The organism is Pseudomonas sp. 65/3-MNA-CIBAN-0223, from assembly GCF_040310425.1.
Classification (GTDB): domain Bacteria; phylum Pseudomonadota; class Gammaproteobacteria; order Pseudomonadales; family Pseudomonadaceae; genus Aquipseudomonas; species Aquipseudomonas gregormendelii.
Map to the genome: position 1 here is coordinate 364,613 of NZ_JBEOPV010000002.1, position 18,291 is coordinate 382,903.

The following is an 18,291-nucleotide window of genomic DNA, read 5'->3' on the forward strand; positions in this document are numbered from 1 at the left end:
AGCCCGAAGACGCATGCCGCACACTAAAGATGAATTACCCGACGCGCTGTACAGCGCCGCGCAAGTCCGTGGGCTTGATGCGAGCCTGATTGCGGCAGGCACGCCAGGCTTCGAATTGATGCAGCGCGCGGCGCGGGCAACCTGGCGCGCGCTGGTGCGCCAATGGCCGGCGGCGAACGAACTGAGCGTGCTGGCGGGGCATGGTAACAATGCCGGTGACGGCTATCTGGTTGCCGTGCTGGCCCGGCGCGCGGGATGGTCGGTGCGAGTGCTGGCTGTTGCTGACCCCCAGCGCCTGCAGGGTGATGCGGCGCGGGCTTATGCCGAAGCCGTTGCCGAACAGGTCGTCATTGAGGCCTGGGATGCGCAGTCGTGCTTGCGTGGCATCGTGCTGGACGCCTTGCTGGGCACCGGGCTGAGCGGCGAAGTACGTGAACCCTATGCCAGTGCAATCGCCGCCATCAATTGCAGCGACCTGCCAGTGGTCGCAGTGGATATTCCTTCAGGCCTGTGTGCCGATACCGGGCGCATCCTTGGCTGCGCCGTGCGTGCCGACCTGACGGTGACGTTCATTGGCCTGAAACTGGGGCTATTCACCGGCGATGCGGCGGATCAAGTAGGAGCGTTGGTATTCAACGATCTGCAGGCGGATCCGCAGCTGCTGGGGCGGGCGCCTGTCAGCGCTCGTCGCCTGGGCACTGGCAATCTGCCTCGCCTGGCACCCAGGGCGCCGGCGTCACATAAAGGTAAATTTGGCCATGTGTTGCTTATCGGCGGTGATCGGGGCTTCGGCGGCGCTATTCTCCTGAGTGCGCAAAGCGCCCTGCGCAGTGGTGCGGGCATGGTCTCCGTGGCGACTCGTAGCGAACACGTGCCCGCCGCTTTGGCCAGGATTCCAGAAGCCATGGTGCTGGGAACTTCCTCCGCGAACCAGCTGATGGGGATACTGGAAAAGGTCTCTGTGCTGGTCGTCGGCCCAGGCTTGGGTCGCGACGCCTGGGGACGCAGCCTGTTGTCGGCCGCTGCCAACGCACCGCTGCCGCAAGTCTGGGACGCCGATGCACTGAACCTGCTGTCCGAGGCGCACGTCAGCTTGCCCAAAGGCTGCATCATTACTCCGCACCCGGGGGAGGCCGCGCGCTTGCTGGGCATGTCGACGGCCGAGGTCCAGGCGGACCGCCCAGCTGCTGCCCGCGCGTTGAGCAAAAAATATACAGCTGTCGTCGTTCTCAAAGGCGCCGGCAGCTTGATCGCCAGCCCGGATGGCCGCCTGGCGCTGTGTCATCAAGGCCATCCGGCGATGGCTACCGCCGGCTTGGGCGATGTACTGGCAGGATTGGTCGGTGCGTTGCTGGCCCAGGGCATGGACGCGTACGACGCGGCCTGCCTGGGTGTATGGCTGCATGCCAATGCTGGTGCGCAAGAAGGTAAATCGGGCCGTGGGCTGGCGGCCAGTGATCTGATCCCGGCCATTCGTCAGTTGTTGGAGGAGCAAGCACCGTGTCTGAAGTAAACCTGTACCTGGCTGATGAAGAAGCGATGAGCGCATTTGGCGAGCGCATTGCACGAACCACTGGCGGGCATGGTCTGATTTTTCTCGAGGGCGATCTGGGGGCAGGCAAGACCACGCTGTCACGGGGAATCATTCGGGGGCTGGGGCATGTTGGCGCGGTAAAAAGTCCGACCTTCACTTTGGTGGAGCCTTACGAGATCGGCGAGGTCCGGGCTTTCCATTTCGACCTCTACAGGCTGGTCGATCCGGAAGAGCTGGAGTACCTGGGGATACGGGATTATTTCGAAGATGACGCGTTGTGTCTTATTGAATGGCCCGAAAAGGGTGCAGGCTTTTTGCCAAAGCCCGACCTGACCATTACCATTAGCCCGCAACACAGCGGCCGTTCGCTGAAAATTTTGTCCCAAGGCTCGCGTGGCGAGTCCTGGTGTGCCGCTTTGGCATTGGAATTCAATTAAATGATGGGGTCAGGTATGCGCTTTCGCGCGATGGTAGCTGCCGTAGGATTTTTGCTTTTGGCGGTAACCGTCAACGCTGTGGCCGAATCGAAGGTCAACAGCGTTCGCTTGTGGCGAGCGCCGGACAACACAAGGCTGGTGTTCGACCTGTCTGGGCCAGTGCAACACAGTGTCTTCACGTTGACAGCGCCGGATCGACTGGTCATTGACATCAATGGCGCGTCCCTTGGTGCACCATTGAGTGTCAATTCGGCGAATACGCCGATCACCGCCATGCGCTCGGCCCAGCGTACGCCGACCGACCTGCGGGTGGTCATCGACCTGAAGAAGGCCGTGACTCCCAAGAGCTTTACCCTGGCGCCGAACGCCCAGTACGGCAATCGCCTGGTGGTCGACCTGTTCGACGACGCTGCCGATGCCGCGCCTATTCCCGCGCCGACCAACGTCGCCAAGGTGGCGCCGGTACCGGTCACGCCAATCGATCCGCCGGTCAAGTTGCCGCCAGCCCCGGCTGGCAAGCGGGAAATCATCGTGGTCATCGATGCCGGGCACGGTGGCGAAGACCCGGGCGCCTCGGGCTCCCGCGGCCAACGTGAAAAAGACGTGGTACTGGCCATCGCCCGGGAGCTGCAGCGTCAGGTCAATGGCATGAAAGGCTTCCGCGCCGAACTGACACGCACCGGTGACTACTTCATCCCGCTGCGCGGCCGAACCGAAATTGCCCGCAAGAAAGGCGCCGACCTGTTCGTCTCGATCCATGCCGACGCGGCCCCATCGGCGGCGGCATTCGGCGCTTCGGTGTTTGCCCTGTCTGATCGCGGTGCCACTTCGGAGACAGCCCGTTGGCTGGCTGATAGCGAAAACCGTTCCGACCTGATCGGGGGCGCTGGCAATGTCAGCCTCGATGACAAGGACCGCATGCTCGCTGGCGTACTGCTCGACCTGTCGATGACCGCCTCCCTGACCTCCAGCCTGAACGTCGGCCAGAAAGTCCTGAGCAACATCGGTCGCGTCACTCCGCTGCACAAACAACGAGTGGAGCAGGCCGGGTTCATGGTGCTCAAGTCCCCGGATATCCCGTCGATCCTGGTGGAAACCGGGTTTATCTCCAATGCCAACGAAGCTTCGAAACTCGCCGCGGCGAGTCACCAGCAGGCGCTGGCCCGCTCCATCAGCAGCGGCGTACGCCAATTCTTCCAGCAGAACCCGCCGCCAGGCACCTACATCGCCTGGTTGCGTGATTCCGGTGGGATCGCCCAGGGGCCGCGTGATCACCGGGTTAACCCTGGCGAGACACTGGCGATGATTGCCGTGCGCTACCAGGTGTCCCCGGCCACTTTGCGCAGCGCGAACAACCTGAAAAGTGACGACCTCAAGGCCGGGCAACACCTGACCATTCCTGGCACCGAACTGGCGGCCAAGGAATGAGTGCAGTCGTCGGCAACGATGCTCGTATCGAACTGCTCAGCCCGCGCCTGGCGAACCAGATTGCTGCCGGCGAGGTGGTCGAGCGCCCGGCTTCGGTGATCAAGGAGTTGCTGGAGAACAGCCTCGACTCCGGCGCCAGGCGCATTGACGTCGATGTCGAGCTGGGCGGCATTAAACTGCTGCGAGTGCGTGACGATGGCCGTGGAATCTCGGCGGATGACCTGCCGCTGGCCCTGGCCCGCCACGCCACCAGCAAGATCCGTAACCTGGAAGACCTCGAACAGGTCATGAGCCTTGGGTTTCGTGGCGAGGCATTGGCGTCGATCAGTTCCGTGGCGCGCCTGACCCTGACCTCGCGCACCCGCGACGCCGATCAGGCCTGGCAGGTCGAGACCGAAGGCCGGGACATGGCGCCCCGCGTGCAACCGGCTGCTCACCCGGTGGGCACCTCGGTGGAAGTTCGCGACCTGTTTTTCAATACGCCGGCGCGACGCAAGTTTCTCAAGACCGAAAAAACCGAATTCGATCACCTGCAGGAAGTGATCAAGCGCCTGGCGCTGGCCCGCTTCGACGTGGCATTCCACCTGCGCCACAACGGCAAGACTATCCTCAGTCTGCATGAGGCGCACGATGATGCGGCCCGCGCCCGGCGCGTGGCGGCAATCTGTGGTGCGGGTTTCCTCGAGCAGGCCCTGCCGATCGAAATCGAGCGCAACGGCTTGCATCTGTGGGGTTGGGTGGGTTTGCCGACCTTCAACCGCAGCCAGGCCGACCTGCAGTATTTCTTCGTGAACGGCCGTGCGGTGCGCGACAAGCTGGTGGCTCACGCCGTGCGCCAGGCTTATCGCGACGTACTGTTCAATGGCCGGCACCCGACCTTCGTGCTGTTCTTCGAGGTCGATCCGGCGGGCGTTGACGTCAACGTGCACCCGACCAAACACGAAGTGCGCTTTCGCGATGGGCGCATGGTTCACGATTTTCTTTATGGCACGCTGCACCGCGCCCTGGGCGATGTGCGTCCGGACGATCATCTGGCAGCGCCTGTCGCCACGGCGATCGTACGCCCCACCGGCATCGATGCCGGCGAGTTCGGCCCGCAGGGTGAAATGCGCCTGGCGGCCAACGCGCTGCTGGAGCAACCCCAGGCCCAGCCGACGTTCAATACGCCGGCGGGTTCGGGCGCGGGTGCCGGCTACCAGTATCAATACTCGCCACGGCCACAGTCCACAGTGCCGACAGCTGAAGCGCAGGCGGCCTACCGTGAGTTCTTTGCCCCGCTGCCCGAAGCCAACGCAGCCGCGCTGCCGGCCGGACAAGAAGACATTCCGCCGCTGGGTTACGCCCTGGCGCAGCTCAAGGGCATCTACATCCTCTCGGAAAACGCCCAGGGGCTGGTGCTGGTCGACATGCACGCCGCCCACGAGCGGATCATGTACGAGCGCCTCAAAATTGCCATGGCCAGCGAAGGCTTGAGTGGCCAGCCGCTGTTGGTGCCAGAGTCCCTGGCGGTCAGCCAGCGCGAAGCCGATTGCGCCGAGGAACACCAGGCCTGGTTCCAGCGCCTGGGGTTTGAGTTGCAGCGCCTGGGCCCGGAAACACTGGCCATCCGGCAGATACCGGCACTGCTCAAGCAGGCCGAGGCCAATCGCCTGGTCGGTGACGTGTTGGCGGACCTGATGGAATACGGCACCAGTGACCGCATCCAGGCTCATTTGAATGAATTGCTCGGCACCATGGCCTGCCATGGCGCCATCCGCGCCAACCGGCGCCTGGCATTGCCGGAAATGAACGGTCTGCTGCGTGACATGGAAAACACCGAGCGCAGCGGTCAATGCAATCATGGCCGACCGACCTGGACCCAACTGGGCCTGGACGATCTGGACAAACTGTTCTTGCGCGGTCGCTGATGAACCAGCTCCCTCCTGCGATTTTCCTCATGGGGCCGACCGCCGCCGGCAAGACCGACCTGGCCATCGAACTCAGCAAAGTGCTGCCGTGTGAGCTGATCAGCGTTGATTCGGCGCTGGTCTACCGCGGCATGGATATCGGCACTGCGAAGCCTTCCAGGGAGCTGCTGGCCGAATACCCTCACCGCCTGATCGATATTCTCGATCCGGCGCAGAGCTATTCAGCCGCCGATTTCCGCCGTGACGCGCTGGAGGCCATGGCCGAGATCACCGCCCGCGGCAAAATACCGCTGCTGGTGGGCGGCACAATGCTCTATTACAAGGCTTTGCTGGAAGGCCTGGCAGACATGCCCGCGGCCGACGCCGACGTTCGTGCGCAGATCGAGGAAGAGGCTGCGCGCCTGGGTTGGCAAGCCCTGCACGACCAGTTGGCGGTCATCGACCCGGAATCCGCAGCACGTATTCATCCGAACGATCCCCAGCGCCTTAGTCGAGCCTTGGAAGTTTACCGGGTGAGCGGTCAGAGCATGACTGCGCTACGCTTGCAACAATCTGCGCAAAGTACTGAAGCAGCCGCTTCGGGTCGGCAACAATTGCCCTATACTGTCGTGAACTTGGCCATTGCCCCGGCGAATCGCCAAGTACTGCACGAGCGAATTAAACAAAGATTCACATTAATGTTGGAACAGGGATTCATTGACGAGGTCGTAGCCCTGCGTAAACGAAGTGACCTGCATGCCGGGTTGCCCTCTATACGTGCAGTAGGCTACCGACAAGTCTGGGACTACCTGGATGGCAAGCTGACGCAAGCCGAGATGCAGGAGCGTGGAATTATTGCTACGCGCCAGTTGGCAAAGCGTCAGTTCACCTGGCTGCGCAGCTGGGCTGACTTACATTGGTTGGACAGCCTGGATTGCGACAATCTGCCGCGCGCCTTGAAATACCTGGGGACCATCTCCATATTGAGCTGAGTCCTTGCAATTGCCGTCTATCCTTGGGGGTGTGACGGCCACAAGCCATCTGTTTACCTATTTTATTTTGAATCCTTAAAGGAGTGCGGCACATGTCAAAAGGGCATTCGCTACAAGACCCTTACCTGAATACTTTACGTAAAGAGAAAGTTGGGGTTTCCATCTACCTGGTCAACGGGATCAAACTGCAAGGCACGATCGAGTCTTTCGACCAGTTCGTTATCCTGCTGAAGAACACCGTGAGCCAGATGGTTTACAAGCACGCTATCTCGACAGTGGTGCCGGTTCGTCCAATTCGTCTGCCTAGCGCAACCGAATCCGAAGCGGGTGACGCTGAGCCAGGTAACGCCTGATAGGAGTCTCCTTTGTTCTTTGAGCGCCACGGTGGTGGTGAGCGAGTGATCCTCGTTCACTTGGATGGACAGGACCCTGAGGCGCGCGAAGATCCGCAGGAGTTTCAGGAGTTGGCTAATTCGGCCGGCGCCGAGACCGTTGCGTTTTTTAACGTACCGCGTCATCGGCCAACCGCCAAATTCCTGATCGGCAGTGGCAAGGTCGAGGAACTGCGCGACCTGGTCCATGCCGAGAAGGCGGACCTGGTGATCTTCAATCACATCCTCACGCCGAGTCAGGAACGTAACCTCGAACGAGTTTTCGAGTGTCGCGTGATTGACCGCACCGGTCTGATTCTCGATATTTTCGCCCAGCGCGCCCGTACCCATGAAGGCAAGCTCCAGGTAGAACTGGCCCAGCTTGACCACATGAGCACCCGCCTGGTTCGTGGCTGGACTCACCTTGAACGTCAAGGTGGCGGTATCGGCATGCGTGGTCCGGGTGAAACCCAACTGGAAACCGACCGCCGTCTGCTGCGGGTTCGCCTGCGTCAGATCAAGGGCCGGTTGGCAAAAGTGCGCAGCCAGCGCGAGCAGTCGCGACGTGGCCGTACGCGCGCGGATATCCCTACCGTTTCCCTGGTGGGGTATACCAACGCCGGCAAGTCCACGCTCTTCAACAACGTGACGAAATCCGATGTGTATGCGGCTGACCAGCTGTTTGCCACCCTGGACCCGACCTTGCGCCGTCTGGAACTGGACGACCTGGGGCCGATCGTCCTGGCCGACACTGTGGGTTTCATTCGCCACTTGCCACACAAGCTTGTCGAGGCATTTCGGTCTACCCTCGAGGAGTCGAGCAACTCCGATCTGTTGTTGCACGTGATCGATGCGGCCGAGCCGGATCGCATGTTGCAGATCGAACAGGTGATGGTGGTGCTGGGCGAGATTGGTGCCCAGGACTTGCCGATCCTCGAGGTCTATAACAAACTCGATTTGCTTGAAGGCGTTGAGCCACAAATCCAGCGCGACGAAAACGGCAAGCCTCTACGGGTCTGGTTGTCGGCGCGTGATGGCAGTGGCCTGGAGTTGCTGGAGCAAGCGATTGCCGAGTTGCTGGGCAGTGAGCTGTTTGTGGGTACCTTGCGCTTGCCGCAACGATTCGCTCGACTGCGTGCGCAGTTTTTCGACCTCGGTGCGGTGCAGAAAGAAGAATACGACGAAGAAGGGGTCAGCTTGCTGGCCGTTCGATTGCCGCGCTCGGAGCTCAATCGGCTGGTCAGCCGTGAAGGCGTTGTGCCGACAGAGTTCATCGAGCAACACACTTTGCAATAAAAGCCTGAGAAAGCGGTTGTGCCGCAGTCGCAGGCATTCTGTAGCATTGGTCGGCGCGCCGTGGGTGCGTCTTTGCTTTATCAGATGGAGAGCGCTATGGCTTGGAATGAGCCGGGTGGCAACTCGAATAATCAGGATCCTTGGGGTGGCAAGCGCCGCAATAACGGCGACCGCAAGGGACCACCGGATCTCGACGAGGCCTTCCGAAAGCTGCAGGAAAGCCTGAACGGGTTGTTCGGTGGTGGTAAGAAACGTGGTGATGACGGCGGCGGTTCGGGCAAGAGTGGCGGCTTCGGCGGCATTCTTGGCGTCGTCCTCGTCGTGCTGGCGGCTGTCTGGCTGTACAGCGCGGTCTATGTCGTCGACGAGCAGGAGCAAGCCGTGGTGCTGCGCTTCGGCAAGTACTACGAAACGGTTGGCCCGGGCTTGAACATCTACTTCCCGCCAATCGATCGCAAGTACCTGGAAAACGTCACGCGTGAGCGTGCCTACACCAAGCAGGGTCAAATGCTGACTGAAGACGAGAACATCGTCGAAGTGCCGCTGACCGTGCAGTACAGGATCAGCAACCTGCAGGACTTCGTGCTGAGCGTCGATCAGCCGGAAATCAGCCTGCAGCACGCGACTGAAAGCGCCTTGCGCCATGTGGTGGGTTCCACCGCCATGGACCAGGTACTGACCGAAGGTCGTGAGTTGATGGCCAGCGAAATCAAGGAGCGCCTGCAACGCTTCATGGATACCTATCGCACCGGTATTACCATCACCCAGGTCAACGTACAGAGCGCAGCGGCACCGCGTGAAGTACAGGAAGCCTTCGATGATGTGATCCGTGCCCGTGAAGACGAGCAGCGTTCGCGCAACCAGGCTGAAACCTACGCCAACGGTGTCGTGCCGGAAGCCCGTGGTCAGGCCCAGCGCATCCTTGAAGATGCCAACGGCTACCGCGACGAAACCGTCTCGCGCGCCAAGGGTGAGGCAGATCGCTTCACCAAACTGGTCAGCGAGTATCGCAAGGCACCTGAAGTTACCCGCGAGCGTCTGTACCTGGACACCATGCAGGAAGTCTTCAGCAATACCAGCAAGGTTCTCGTGACCGGTAACAAGAACGGCCAGAGCAATCTGCTGTACTTGCCGCTGGACAAGATGATTGACAGTGGTCGCAGCACCAGCGCTCCGGTGACGGGCGCAGCAGCCACCAGCAATGAAGCGAATGCGCGTGCAGCAGCTGATCTGCAGCAACAGCAGACACGTACCAGGGAGAGTCGCTGATGAGCAATAAATCGCTGATCGCCCTTATTGTCGTGGTCGTCGTGGCGATCGCTGCCTGGAACTGCTTCTACATCGTGGCTCAGACCGAGCGTGCGGTGTTGCTGCAGTTCGGTCGCGTGGTCCAGGCTGACGTTCAGCCGGGCCTGCATGTGAAAGTGCCTTACGTTAACCAGGTGCGCAAATTCGACGCGCGCCTGATGACGCTGGATGCACCGACACAACGTTTCCTGACGCTGGAAAAGAAAGCCGTCATGGTCGATGCCTACGCCAAGTGGCGCGTGAAAGATGCCGAGCGCTTCTACACCGCTACATCCGGCCTCAAGCAGATCGCTGACGAACGTCTGTCCCGTCGTCTGGAATCGGGCCTGCGTGACCAGTTCGGTAAGCGCACGTTGCACGAGGTTGTCTCGGGCGAGCGTGATGCGTTGATGTCTGACATCACCGCTTCGCTAAACAAGATGGCCGAAAAAGAGCTGGGCATCGAAGTTGTCGATGTTCGGGTCAAGGCCATCGACCTGCCGAAGGAAGTGAACCGCAGCGTATTCGAACGCATGAGTTCGGAGCGTGAGCGTGAAGCTCGCGAGCACCGCGCCAAAGGTAACGAACTGGCTGAAGGCATCCGTGCCGACGCCGATCGTCAGCGTCGAGTGCTGCTGGCTGAGGCCTATCGTGAATCTGAAGAGGTTCGCGGTGACGGCGACGCCCAGGCAGCGGCGATTTACTCCAAGGCCTACGGTCAGGACCAGGAGTTCTACGGTTTCTATCGTAGCCTGCGAGCCTACCGTGAAAGCTTCGCGAACAAATCCGACGTCATGGTCCTCGACCCAAGCAGCGACTTCTTCCGTTACCTGGAAAAAGCCAAGCCTTGATACGGCGTTGACCTGAATCATCCCCCGCCTGGCGGCTAAAGCCTCGGGCGGGGTGATCCTTTGGGAAAACGTGTGTATGATGCGGCAGCCGGGAAATTCCCGGCTTTTTTGCGTCTGCACGTTTGATTGCTGTTTTTATGCAGGCACCCGAGTTGAACGACTCGACAGGTTTTTCGAGGGAAATGGCAGGCGAAGCCGATTGCAGGCTTTTCGCCCTGTTGTTCATGCGCGCTGATTTGCGCATGAGCCGGCCATTTTCTGCTTCACTCAAGGCTCGCCCAACGGCTGGCAGGCCGGATCATAGGGGAATGGCGTAATGGCAACGGTAGACCGCTGGCTGCTGCCAGATGGCATCGAAGAAGTACTGCCACCGGAGGCAGCGCGCATTGAAGTAGCGCGCCGCCAGGTGTTGGATCTGTTCCAGAGCTGGGGTTACGAGTTTGTCGTGACTCCCCATATCGAGTACCTGGAATCCCTGCTGACCGGCGCGGGCCAGGACCTCGATCTGCGTACCTTCAAGGTCATCGACCCACAGTCGGGCCGGCAGATGGGCTTTCGTGCCGACATCACGCCGCAGGTGGCGCGCATCGACGCGCACACCCTGCGTCGCGAAGGCCCGAGCCGCCTGTGCTATGCCGGCAGCGTCCTGCACGCGCAGCCGCGCGCCTTGTCGTCCTCGCGCAGCCCGATTCAGCTGGGCGCCGAGCTGTACGGCGACGGTAGCCCGAGCAGCGACGTGGAAGTCATTAGCCTGATGCTGGCCATGCTGCAGCTGGCCGATGTGCCGGACGTGCACATGGACCTGGGGCATGTAGGCATTTACCGTGGCCTGGCGCGCGCCGCCGGTTTGTCCGGTGAAGTCGAGCAGCAGTTGTTCGACGCGCTGCAACGCAAGGCCATCGACGAGGTCATTACCTTGACCGAGGGCTTGCCTGCCGATTTGTCGGGCATGCTGCGGGCATTGGTCGGCCTGTGCGGCGGGCGTGAAGTGCTGGAAGCGGCCCGTGAGCGCCTGGCTCATGCGCCGGCGCCGGTACTGGCTGCGCTGGACGACCTGCTGGCAATCGCCGAACGGCTGTCCGTACGCTTCCCGGAATTACCGCTGTACTTCGACCTGGGCGAATTGCGTGGTTACCACTACCACACCGGTGTGGTGTTTGCCGTGTTCGTGCCGGGTGTTGGCCAGTCCATCGCCCAGGGTGGTCGTTATGACGACATCGGCGCCGACTTCGGTCGTGCCCGCCCGGCCACCGGCTTCTCCACCGATTTGAAAACCCTGGTGACCCTGGGGCGTGCTGAAATCCAGCTACCGTCTGGCGGTATCTGGATGCCTGACAGTACGGATGCGGCACTCTGGCAGCAGGTTTGCCAGTTGCGCAGTGAGGGTCAGCGTGTCGTTCAGGCGTTGCCTGGGCAACCTTTGGCCGCCGCCCGTGAAGCGGACTGCGACCGGCAATTGATTCAGCAGAACGGGCTGTGGCAAGTATCGCCACTGGCTTCTTGAGTTTTCCTGTCGGCCCGTGGCCGGCACCAAGTTTGCGCGAAGAGGACAAGTGTTATGGGTAAGAATGTCGTAGTCCTGGGCACCCAATGGGGTGATGAGGGCAAAGGCAAGATCGTTGATCTGCTGACCGAACATGCTGCCGCCGTAGTGCGCTACCAAGGTGGCCACAACGCGGGTCACACCCTGGTGATCGACGGCGAAAAAACCGTCTTGCACCTGATCCCGTCGGGCGTGCTGCGCGAAGGCGTGCAGTGCCTGATCGGCAACGGCGTGGTGGTTGCACCGGACGCCCTGCTCCGTGAGATCACCAAGCTGGAAGAGAAAGGCGTACCGGTGCGTGAGCGCCTGCGTATCAGCCCGTCCTGCCCGCTGATCCTGTCCTTCCACGTTGCGCTGGACCAGGCGCGTGAAAAAGCCCGTGGCGAGCTGAAGATCGGCACCACCGGTCGCGGTATCGGCCCGGCTTACGAAGACAAGGTCGCGCGTCGTGGCCTGCGTGTGGGCGACCTGCTCAACATGCCGCGCTTTGAAGACAAGCTGCGTGAACTGGTGGACTACCACAACTTCATGCTGGTGGGTTACTACAAAGAGCCGGCCATCGAATTCGACAAGACCCTGGCCGAGTGCAAGGAATACGCTGAGCTGCTCAAGCCGCTGATGCTGGACGTGACTGCCGAACTGCACGACCTGCGTCGCGCTGGCAAAGACATCATGTTCGAAGGCGCCCAAGGCTCGCTGCTGGACATCGACCACGGTACCTACCCGTACGTGACCAGCTCCAACACCACCGCTGGTGGCGTTGCGACTGGCTCGGGTGTTGGTCCCATGTTCCTGGACTACATCCTGGGCATCACCAAGGCCTACACCACTCGCGTAGGTTCGGGTCCTTTCCCGACTGAGCTGTTCGACGAAGTCGGTGCGCACCTGGCCAAACAAGGCCACGAGTTCGGCGCGACTACCGGCCGTGCCCGTCGTTGTGGCTGGTTCGACGCCGTTATCCTGCGTCGTGCTATCGATGTGAACAGCATCTCGGGCATCTGCCTGACCAAGCTGGACGTACTCGACGGCCTGCAAACCATCAATATCTGCGTCGGCTACCAGGATGCAGAAGGCAAGGACGTGGCTCCAACCGACGCTGACAGCTACGTGGGCCTGGTGCCTGTGTACGAAGAAGTGCCGGGCTGGACCGAGTCGACCGTGGGTGCCAAAACCCTTGAAGAGCTGCCAGCTAACGCCCGTGCCTACATCAAGCGTGTTGAAGAGCTGATCGGCGCGCCGATCGACATTATTTCGACGGGTCCGGACCGCAACGAAACCATCGTTCTGCGTCACCCGTTCGCTTAATAAGCTGTTGATGTAAAACACAAAGGCCCCTTAATTGGGGCCTTTGTCGTTTCTGCTCAGCCGGCGGCATGACCTTTGCTGTGATCTTCATTAAGTGCATCTTTTGTGGGATGCCATCAATTTAATGGCGTCAAGCAGAGGGATTCCTAGTGTCAGCCGTTCTCTCATTGTTACAAAGCCGTTTGTTGCGGCCCGTGTTCGTTACCCTCGGTATCGCTCTTTTGGTGCAAGTACTGGTAGCCGTAGCCCTGACACGGAGCACGGTGACTGCGCTGGAAGCTGATTTGGCTGTGCGCCTGGGCGCCGACAGTCAAAAGCTGTCCGGCGAGCTCGAGCAGGCCGGGCGTGAGGTCACGTCGAGTCTCGACAACCTTTCCACCAGCACGCGTCAGCGCCTCACGGCGGGTTTGTCCTCGAAACTGGAAGAGGAGCAGGCGCAACTGCGTGCGACCCTGGAAAAGGATCTCAAGGATTCCGCCAACGACATGGCTCAGCTGCTGGCCTCGGTCGCACCCCGTGCCATGTGGGACAGCGACGTCCCGACACTCTCGGAGTTCGCCCGCCGGGCGCAGCGCAATCCCAACGTGCTGTTTGTGGTGTATGACGACGCCACCGGGCAGCACCTCACGCGTTATCTGAACCGTGAGAACCCGATCAACAAGGCCCTGCTGGAAAAAGGCCAGGGCGAGCGCGCGCTGGACAAGGTGCTGGATGCGGCAAAGAACGATCCGTCGGTTTACTACCTCGAAGCCTCGATCAACCCCAATGGGGTGGAAATCGGCAAGGTCCTGATGGGCGTCTCGACTGCCTCGGTTGAAGCCGACCTGGCGGCCCTCGACAAGCGCTTCTCGGGGTTGATTGGCAGCAGCGACCAACTGGTCGCCGACAGCCTCAAGGGCGCCGCTGCCGACAGCGCCACGGCCATGCGTGCGCGCCTGCAGTCGGCGCAGTCGACCGCCTCGGACATGAAAGCCAACACCGCCGCCACTGTGCAGGAGGCCGCGGGTACATTGCGCTGGCGCATAGGCATGAGCCTGGCCGTGGTTGGCTTTGGTGTGCTGCTGTTATTGGCGGTAGTGCTCGGCCGGCGTGTGGTCAACCGTCTGAAGCTGCTGATTGCCGCCATGGACGACCTTGCGGCGGGTGAGGGCGACCTGACCAAGCGCGTGCAGATCAGCAGCAAGGATGAAATCGGCGACATGGCCTCGGCGGTCAACCGCTTCGTCGACAAGTTGCAACCCATCGTGCGCGAAGCCGGGGATGTGGCTCAGCGCACTGGCGTGGAAATCGGCGCGATGACCCTGCGCAATGCCGGGGCTGATGCGGCGGCGGGGATGCAGCGCGATGAAGTGGCCGAGAGCCTGCGGGCGCTCTCGCAAATGGCCGATGAGGCGCAGTCGGAAAGTCATGCGATGCAGGCCGCCTTGCAGCAGGTGGTGGACATTCGCTCGGCGACCGATGAGAACACCCGGACCTCGGCAAAAGTGGGCAGCCTGATCGAGGCGCTGGCCGGGCAGGTGGATACCGGGGCCAAGGTTATCGAGCGCCTGGCGCTGCAGAGCGAGCAGATTGAAGTGGTTTTGACGGTGATCCACGGGATCGCCGAGCAAACCAACCTGTTGGCGCTCAATGCGGCCATCGAGGCGGCCCGTGCCGGGGAAACCGGTCGCGGGTTTGCGGTGGTGGCAGATGAGGTGCGGGCGTTGGCCAGCAAGACCCAGAGCTCAACCGGTGACATTCAGGCGCATATCGTCGCCTTGCAGCAAGGCGCACGCGAGGCTGTGGCCGCGATTGGCCAGGCTGGGCGCCAGGCCAATGAGGGCTTGCTGGTATTGCGTGACAGTGCGCGTTTGCAGCAGTCGGTGCAGGCCTCGGTCGAACAGGTGCATGCGGCCATCGGCCTGGCAACGCAGGCGGCGGCGCACCAGGCGCAAGGCGCGCAGGCGGTGCGGGGACGGGTTGAAACCATTCATGCCCAAGCGGAGAAGGCCGCTCAGGCGGTTGTCGAAACCACTGCCAGCGGCAAGGTGCTGGATGGGTTGGCGGCACAGCTGAAGGCGAGCCTGGGGCAGTTCAGGGCTTAGGTTTTGTATTGGCAGGTCTGACGCTATCGCGGCCATGCCCGCGATAGCGGTCTCAGCGGCTGAGATACATCCGGGTAGTTAACAAATACACCGGCAACCCCGACACCAGAATCAACAGCGCCGCATAAGGCGCTGCCGCCGCGAATTCCACATTCGCGGTATGCGCCCACACCTCAGTCGCCAGCGTATTGAGCCCGGTCGGGCTCAGCAGCAGCGTGGCCGTCAGCTCCTTCATCGCGTCAAGGAACACCAGGGCGAACGCCGCCCCCAGCGCCGGGAAAATGATCGGCAGCGTCACCCGGCAAAACGCGCTGAAGGACGACGCTCCCAGCGTGCGAGCCGCCTCTTCCAGCTGCGGCGCAGCCTTGTTCAATGCCGTGCGGATCGGTGCCTGGGCCAGCGGTAGAAACAGCAGCGCATAAGCGATCAGCAGCAATGCCGAAGTCTGGTATAGCAACGGTACGTAGTGCAGGGCGAAATACACCAGCGTCAGTGCGATCACCAGGCCTGGCAACGCATGCAGCAGGTAGGGCAGGCGCTCGGCCCAGATCGCCAGCCGGCCCTTGTAGCGCACCACCAGCAAGCCCACCGGCACTGCCAGCACAAGACACAGCGCCGCGCCGCCCAGCGAAAGAGCAAGCGACGACAGCAGCGCCTCGCTGATCGCTGCTACGGGAAAGGCCGCCGACGAACCCACCGCCAGCCAGTACGCCAGCATCCCCAAAGGAATGCCGCTGCCGATGATTGCCAGCATCAGGCAGTACGCCTGTCCCGCGACAGCCCACGGCCCCAGGCGAACCTGTGCAGCCTGTCGCGCCGCGCCCTGGCCGGTGCGCACGTGTCGACCCTTGCCGCGCACTTTAAGCTCGAGCCAGAGCAGTATCAGGCACAGCGCCAACAGTACCGCCGAAAGCATTGCCGCGTTGGCGTTGCTGAATTCCAGCTCGAACTGCTGGTAGATCGCTGTAGTGAAAGTCTGCAGGCCAATGATCGACAGGGCGCCGAATTCCACCAGCATGTGCAGGGCAATCAGCAGGGAACCTGCGAGCAAGGACGGCCATAGCAGCGGCAGCGTGACCCGGAAAAACACGCCCCAGCGATTCTGCCCGAGGGTGCGGGCGGACTCTTCCAGGGACGGGTCCAGATTGCGCAAGGTGGCAGCGACGGGCAGGAAGATCAGCGGGTACTTGGACAGGGTCATCACCAGAATCGCCCCGCCCAGGCCTTCAAAGCTTGCGCTCAGAGACACCCAGGTGAAGCTGCTGACAAACGCGGGTACCGCGAATGGCAGGCATAGAATCACCCCCCATAGTCGCCGCCCTGGCAGGTTGCTGCGTTCCAGCAGCCAGGCCAGCGACAGCCCGATCACCCCACAGGCGACCGTCACGCCGATCATCAGTGCCAGGGTATTGCGCAGCAGGCCGAACACATACGGCCGCCAGAGCAAATGCAGCGCCTCGGCCCAGCCGGCCTGCCAGGTTTTGAGGCCGACATACACCAGCGGTAGAAGGCTGAGCACAACCAGCAGCAAAACGGGCAGTAACAGCCAGATAGAAGGCCCCTTGCGCCTTGGCACATAACCCCCGCGCGAGGCGGGGGCGGATAACGATGCGCTCATCAGTTCAAGCCAACGTCACGTTCCAGGTCCAGTGCTTCATCGGCATTGCCGAGGTCGGCGGGGGTGACTTTCGGTGCTTCCAGCTCGCTGAACGGCTTGAGGCCTCGGTCCGATTGCATGCCTTTGTGCAGCGGGTACTCGGCGGTGGTTTGGGTGATCACGCGCTGGCCTTCCTCGCTCGCCATGTAGGCCAGCAACTGCTGGGCTTCCTTGGGATGCTTGCTGGACTTGAGCACGGCTGCGCTGGAAACGGTGATCAGCCCGCCGACGTCACCGCCGGTGAAGTAATGCAGTTTGGAGTCCAGCTGGCCTTTTTCCCGCTGCAGGGCAAACCAGTAGTAGTTGTTCACCAGCACGGTAGCGACTTCGCCGTTTTCAACAGCCTTGAGGGCGACCATGTTGTTGCTGTAAGTCTTGCCGAATGCGCGCAGGCCGGTCAGCCATTCTTCGGCGGCGTCCATACCGTGCACCTTGATGATGGCGACTGCCTGTTCCTGGAATGCGCCGCTGGTGGGCACGAAGCCGACTTTGCCTTGCCATTTCGGGTCGGAGAACTCCATCACCGATTTCGGCAGGTCTTTTTCGTCGATCAGCTTGGGGTTGTAGGCGACGACGCGAACCCGGGCGGTGATGCCGATCCAGGTGCCGTCTGCGGCAACATAGTCCTTGGGCAGCACGGCGAGGGTGGCCGCATCGGTAGGCGCGAGCACGCCCTGTTGCCCGAGTTTGTTCAGCGGGGGCGATTCTTCGGTATAGATCACGTCGGCAGGCGAGCGCTCGCCCTCTTCTACAACCTGGCTGGCCAGCTGGTTGCTGCTGCCCTTGCGCACATTGACGTGAATGCCGGTCTTGGCTTCGAAGGCCTTGGCGACGGCGTCGCCCACTTCCTTGTGTTGACCGTTATAGAGTGTCAGGGAAACTGGATCAGCAGCCTGGGTGAGGGGAGTGGCGATTGCCAGGCCGAGCAGGGTGATGGTCAGGCCGCGGCGCAGGGTATTTCGAAGCATCATTCGCAGGGTTCCTCACTGTCGCATTGCAAAAACTTGAAACAATGATAAACGATATTGTTTCTCAAGTGCGCTTTGCGGGGTGGGAATGCCTGTGATGGAAAAGGGCGAATGCACGCCAACCCACCGTAGGAGCTGCCGAAGGCTGCGATCTTTTGATCTTCAGCGACTTCAGATCAGTCAACAATCAAGATCAAAAGATCGCAGCCTTCCGCAGCTCCTACAGGGGAATTTATGCCAAATACAGATTTCTGGAAGCCAGAAACGCAAAAACCCGCTTTCGCGGGTTTCTGTGAAATCCAAGGCCGAAACCTTGAATTTGAATTGGTGCCCAGAAGAAGACTCGAACTTCCACGACCTTGCGGTCACCAGCACCTGAAGCTGGCGTGTCTACCAATTTCACCATCTGGGCATAATCTTCAGCGTTGCCGCTGTTGATGTGGCGCACTATACGGAGAGCTTTTTGATCTGTAAACCCCTGATTTAATTTTAATAAATCAAAAGCTTATAATGCAAAAAACCCGCTTTCGCGGGTTTTTGTGCGAGTCTTGAAATTGATCTAATCTCAAGCTCGAAATTGGTGCCCAGAAGAAGACTCGAACTTCCACGACCTTGCGGTCACCAGCACCTGAAGCTGGCGTGTCTACCAATT

General features: G+C 61.1%; 14 protein-coding genes and 1 tRNA gene. 12 read left to right on the forward strand and 3 right to left on the reverse strand.

Going from position 1 to position 18,291, the window contains the following annotated elements; translation table 11 throughout:
• The first annotated feature begins 13 nt into the window (after window positions 1–13).
• The 12 genes from AAEZ09_RS03220 to AAEZ09_RS03275 all read left to right on the forward strand — a co-directional run bounded on the left by AAEZ09_RS03220 (window position 14) and on the right by AAEZ09_RS03275 (window position 15,014).
• The gene (locus tag AAEZ09_RS03220) at window positions 14–1,513 is read left to right on the forward strand and encodes an NAD(P)H-hydrate dehydratase (protein WP_045061842.1); all 1,500 of its coding nucleotides are present in this window, start codon (window positions 14–16) and stop codon (window positions 1,511–1,513) included.
• Window positions 1,501–1,971, forward strand: coding sequence for a tRNA (adenosine(37)-N6)-threonylcarbamoyltransferase complex ATPase subunit type 1 TsaE (gene tsaE, locus AAEZ09_RS03225; RefSeq protein WP_045061841.1), 471 nt, complete (start codon window positions 1,501–1,503; stop codon window positions 1,969–1,971). Before AAEZ09_RS03220 ends, tsaE begins: the two co-directional genes overlap by 13 nt.
• Window positions 1,972–3,399 carry an N-acetylmuramoyl-L-alanine amidase gene (locus AAEZ09_RS03230; protein WP_045061840.1) on the forward strand — a complete coding sequence of 476 codons (1,428 nt, stop codon included), beginning with the start codon at window positions 1,972–1,974 and terminating at the stop codon, window positions 3,397–3,399.
• Complete coding sequence (mutL, locus tag AAEZ09_RS03235; protein ID WP_045061839.1) at window positions 3,396–5,306, forward strand: DNA mismatch repair endonuclease MutL; 1,911 nt, start codon at window positions 3,396–3,398, stop codon at window positions 5,304–5,306. The genes AAEZ09_RS03230 and mutL overlap by 4 nt, the downstream gene beginning before the upstream one ends.
• On the forward strand, window positions 5,306–6,277 hold the full coding sequence (gene miaA, locus AAEZ09_RS03240) for a tRNA (adenosine(37)-N6)-dimethylallyltransferase MiaA (protein WP_045061838.1): 972 nt from the start codon (window positions 5,306–5,308) through the stop codon (window positions 6,275–6,277). Before mutL ends, miaA begins: the two co-directional genes overlap by 1 nt.
• Window positions 6,278–6,369: 92 nt before the next feature.
• On the forward strand, window positions 6,370–6,630 hold the full coding sequence (gene hfq / locus AAEZ09_RS03245) for an RNA chaperone Hfq (RefSeq protein ID WP_007902656.1): 261 nt from the start codon (window positions 6,370–6,372) through the stop codon (window positions 6,628–6,630).
• Between the two features lie 12 nt (window positions 6,631–6,642).
• The gene (gene hflX / locus AAEZ09_RS03250) at window positions 6,643–7,944 is read left to right on the forward strand and encodes a ribosome rescue GTPase HflX (RefSeq protein ID WP_045061837.1); all 1,302 of its coding nucleotides are present in this window, start codon (window positions 6,643–6,645) and stop codon (window positions 7,942–7,944) included.
• A gap of 96 nt (window positions 7,945–8,040) precedes the next feature.
• Window positions 8,041–9,213: an FtsH protease activity modulator HflK gene (hflK, locus tag AAEZ09_RS03255; RefSeq protein ID WP_350598108.1), complete on the forward strand. Its 1,173-nt coding sequence runs from the start codon at window positions 8,041–8,043 to the stop codon at window positions 9,211–9,213.
• The gene (hflC, locus tag AAEZ09_RS03260) at window positions 9,213–10,082 is read left to right on the forward strand and encodes a protease modulator HflC (protein WP_045061835.1); all 870 of its coding nucleotides are present in this window, start codon (window positions 9,213–9,215) and stop codon (window positions 10,080–10,082) included. Before hflK ends, hflC begins: the two co-directional genes overlap by 1 nt.
• Before the next feature lie 316 nt (window positions 10,083–10,398).
• Entirely contained in the window at window positions 10,399–11,586 is a 1,188-nt protein-coding gene (locus AAEZ09_RS03265; protein ID WP_045061834.1) for an ATP phosphoribosyltransferase regulatory subunit, read from the forward strand.
• A gap of 54 nt (window positions 11,587–11,640) precedes the next feature.
• Complete coding sequence (locus AAEZ09_RS03270) at window positions 11,641–12,930, forward strand: adenylosuccinate synthase (protein ID WP_045061833.1); 1,290 nt, start codon at window positions 11,641–11,643, stop codon at window positions 12,928–12,930.
• A 149-nt stretch (window positions 12,931–13,079) separates the two neighbouring features.
• The gene (locus AAEZ09_RS03275) at window positions 13,080–15,014 is read left to right on the forward strand and encodes a methyl-accepting chemotaxis protein (protein ID WP_045061832.1); all 1,935 of its coding nucleotides are present in this window, start codon (window positions 13,080–13,082) and stop codon (window positions 15,012–15,014) included.
• Between the two features lie 52 nt (window positions 15,015–15,066).
• Here AAEZ09_RS03275 and AAEZ09_RS03280 read toward each other — a convergent pair whose 3' ends face one another.
• The 3 genes from AAEZ09_RS03280 to AAEZ09_RS03290 form a co-directional block, all read right to left on the reverse strand.
• Window positions 15,067–16,632, reverse strand: a complete 1,566-nt coding sequence (locus AAEZ09_RS03280) for an ABC transporter permease (protein ID WP_350598111.1) — start codon at window positions 16,630–16,632, stop codon at window positions 15,067–15,069.
• A complete protein-coding gene (locus AAEZ09_RS03285) occupies window positions 16,632–17,642 on the reverse strand; it encodes an extracellular solute-binding protein (RefSeq protein WP_205892006.1) in 1,011 nt (336 codons plus the stop codon). The genes AAEZ09_RS03280 and AAEZ09_RS03285 overlap by 1 nt, the downstream gene beginning before the upstream one ends.
• Window positions 17,643–17,964: 322 nt before the next feature.
• Window positions 17,965–18,051 (reverse strand) — tRNA-Leu (locus AAEZ09_RS03290).
• Window positions 18,052–18,291 lie beyond the last annotated feature (240 nt).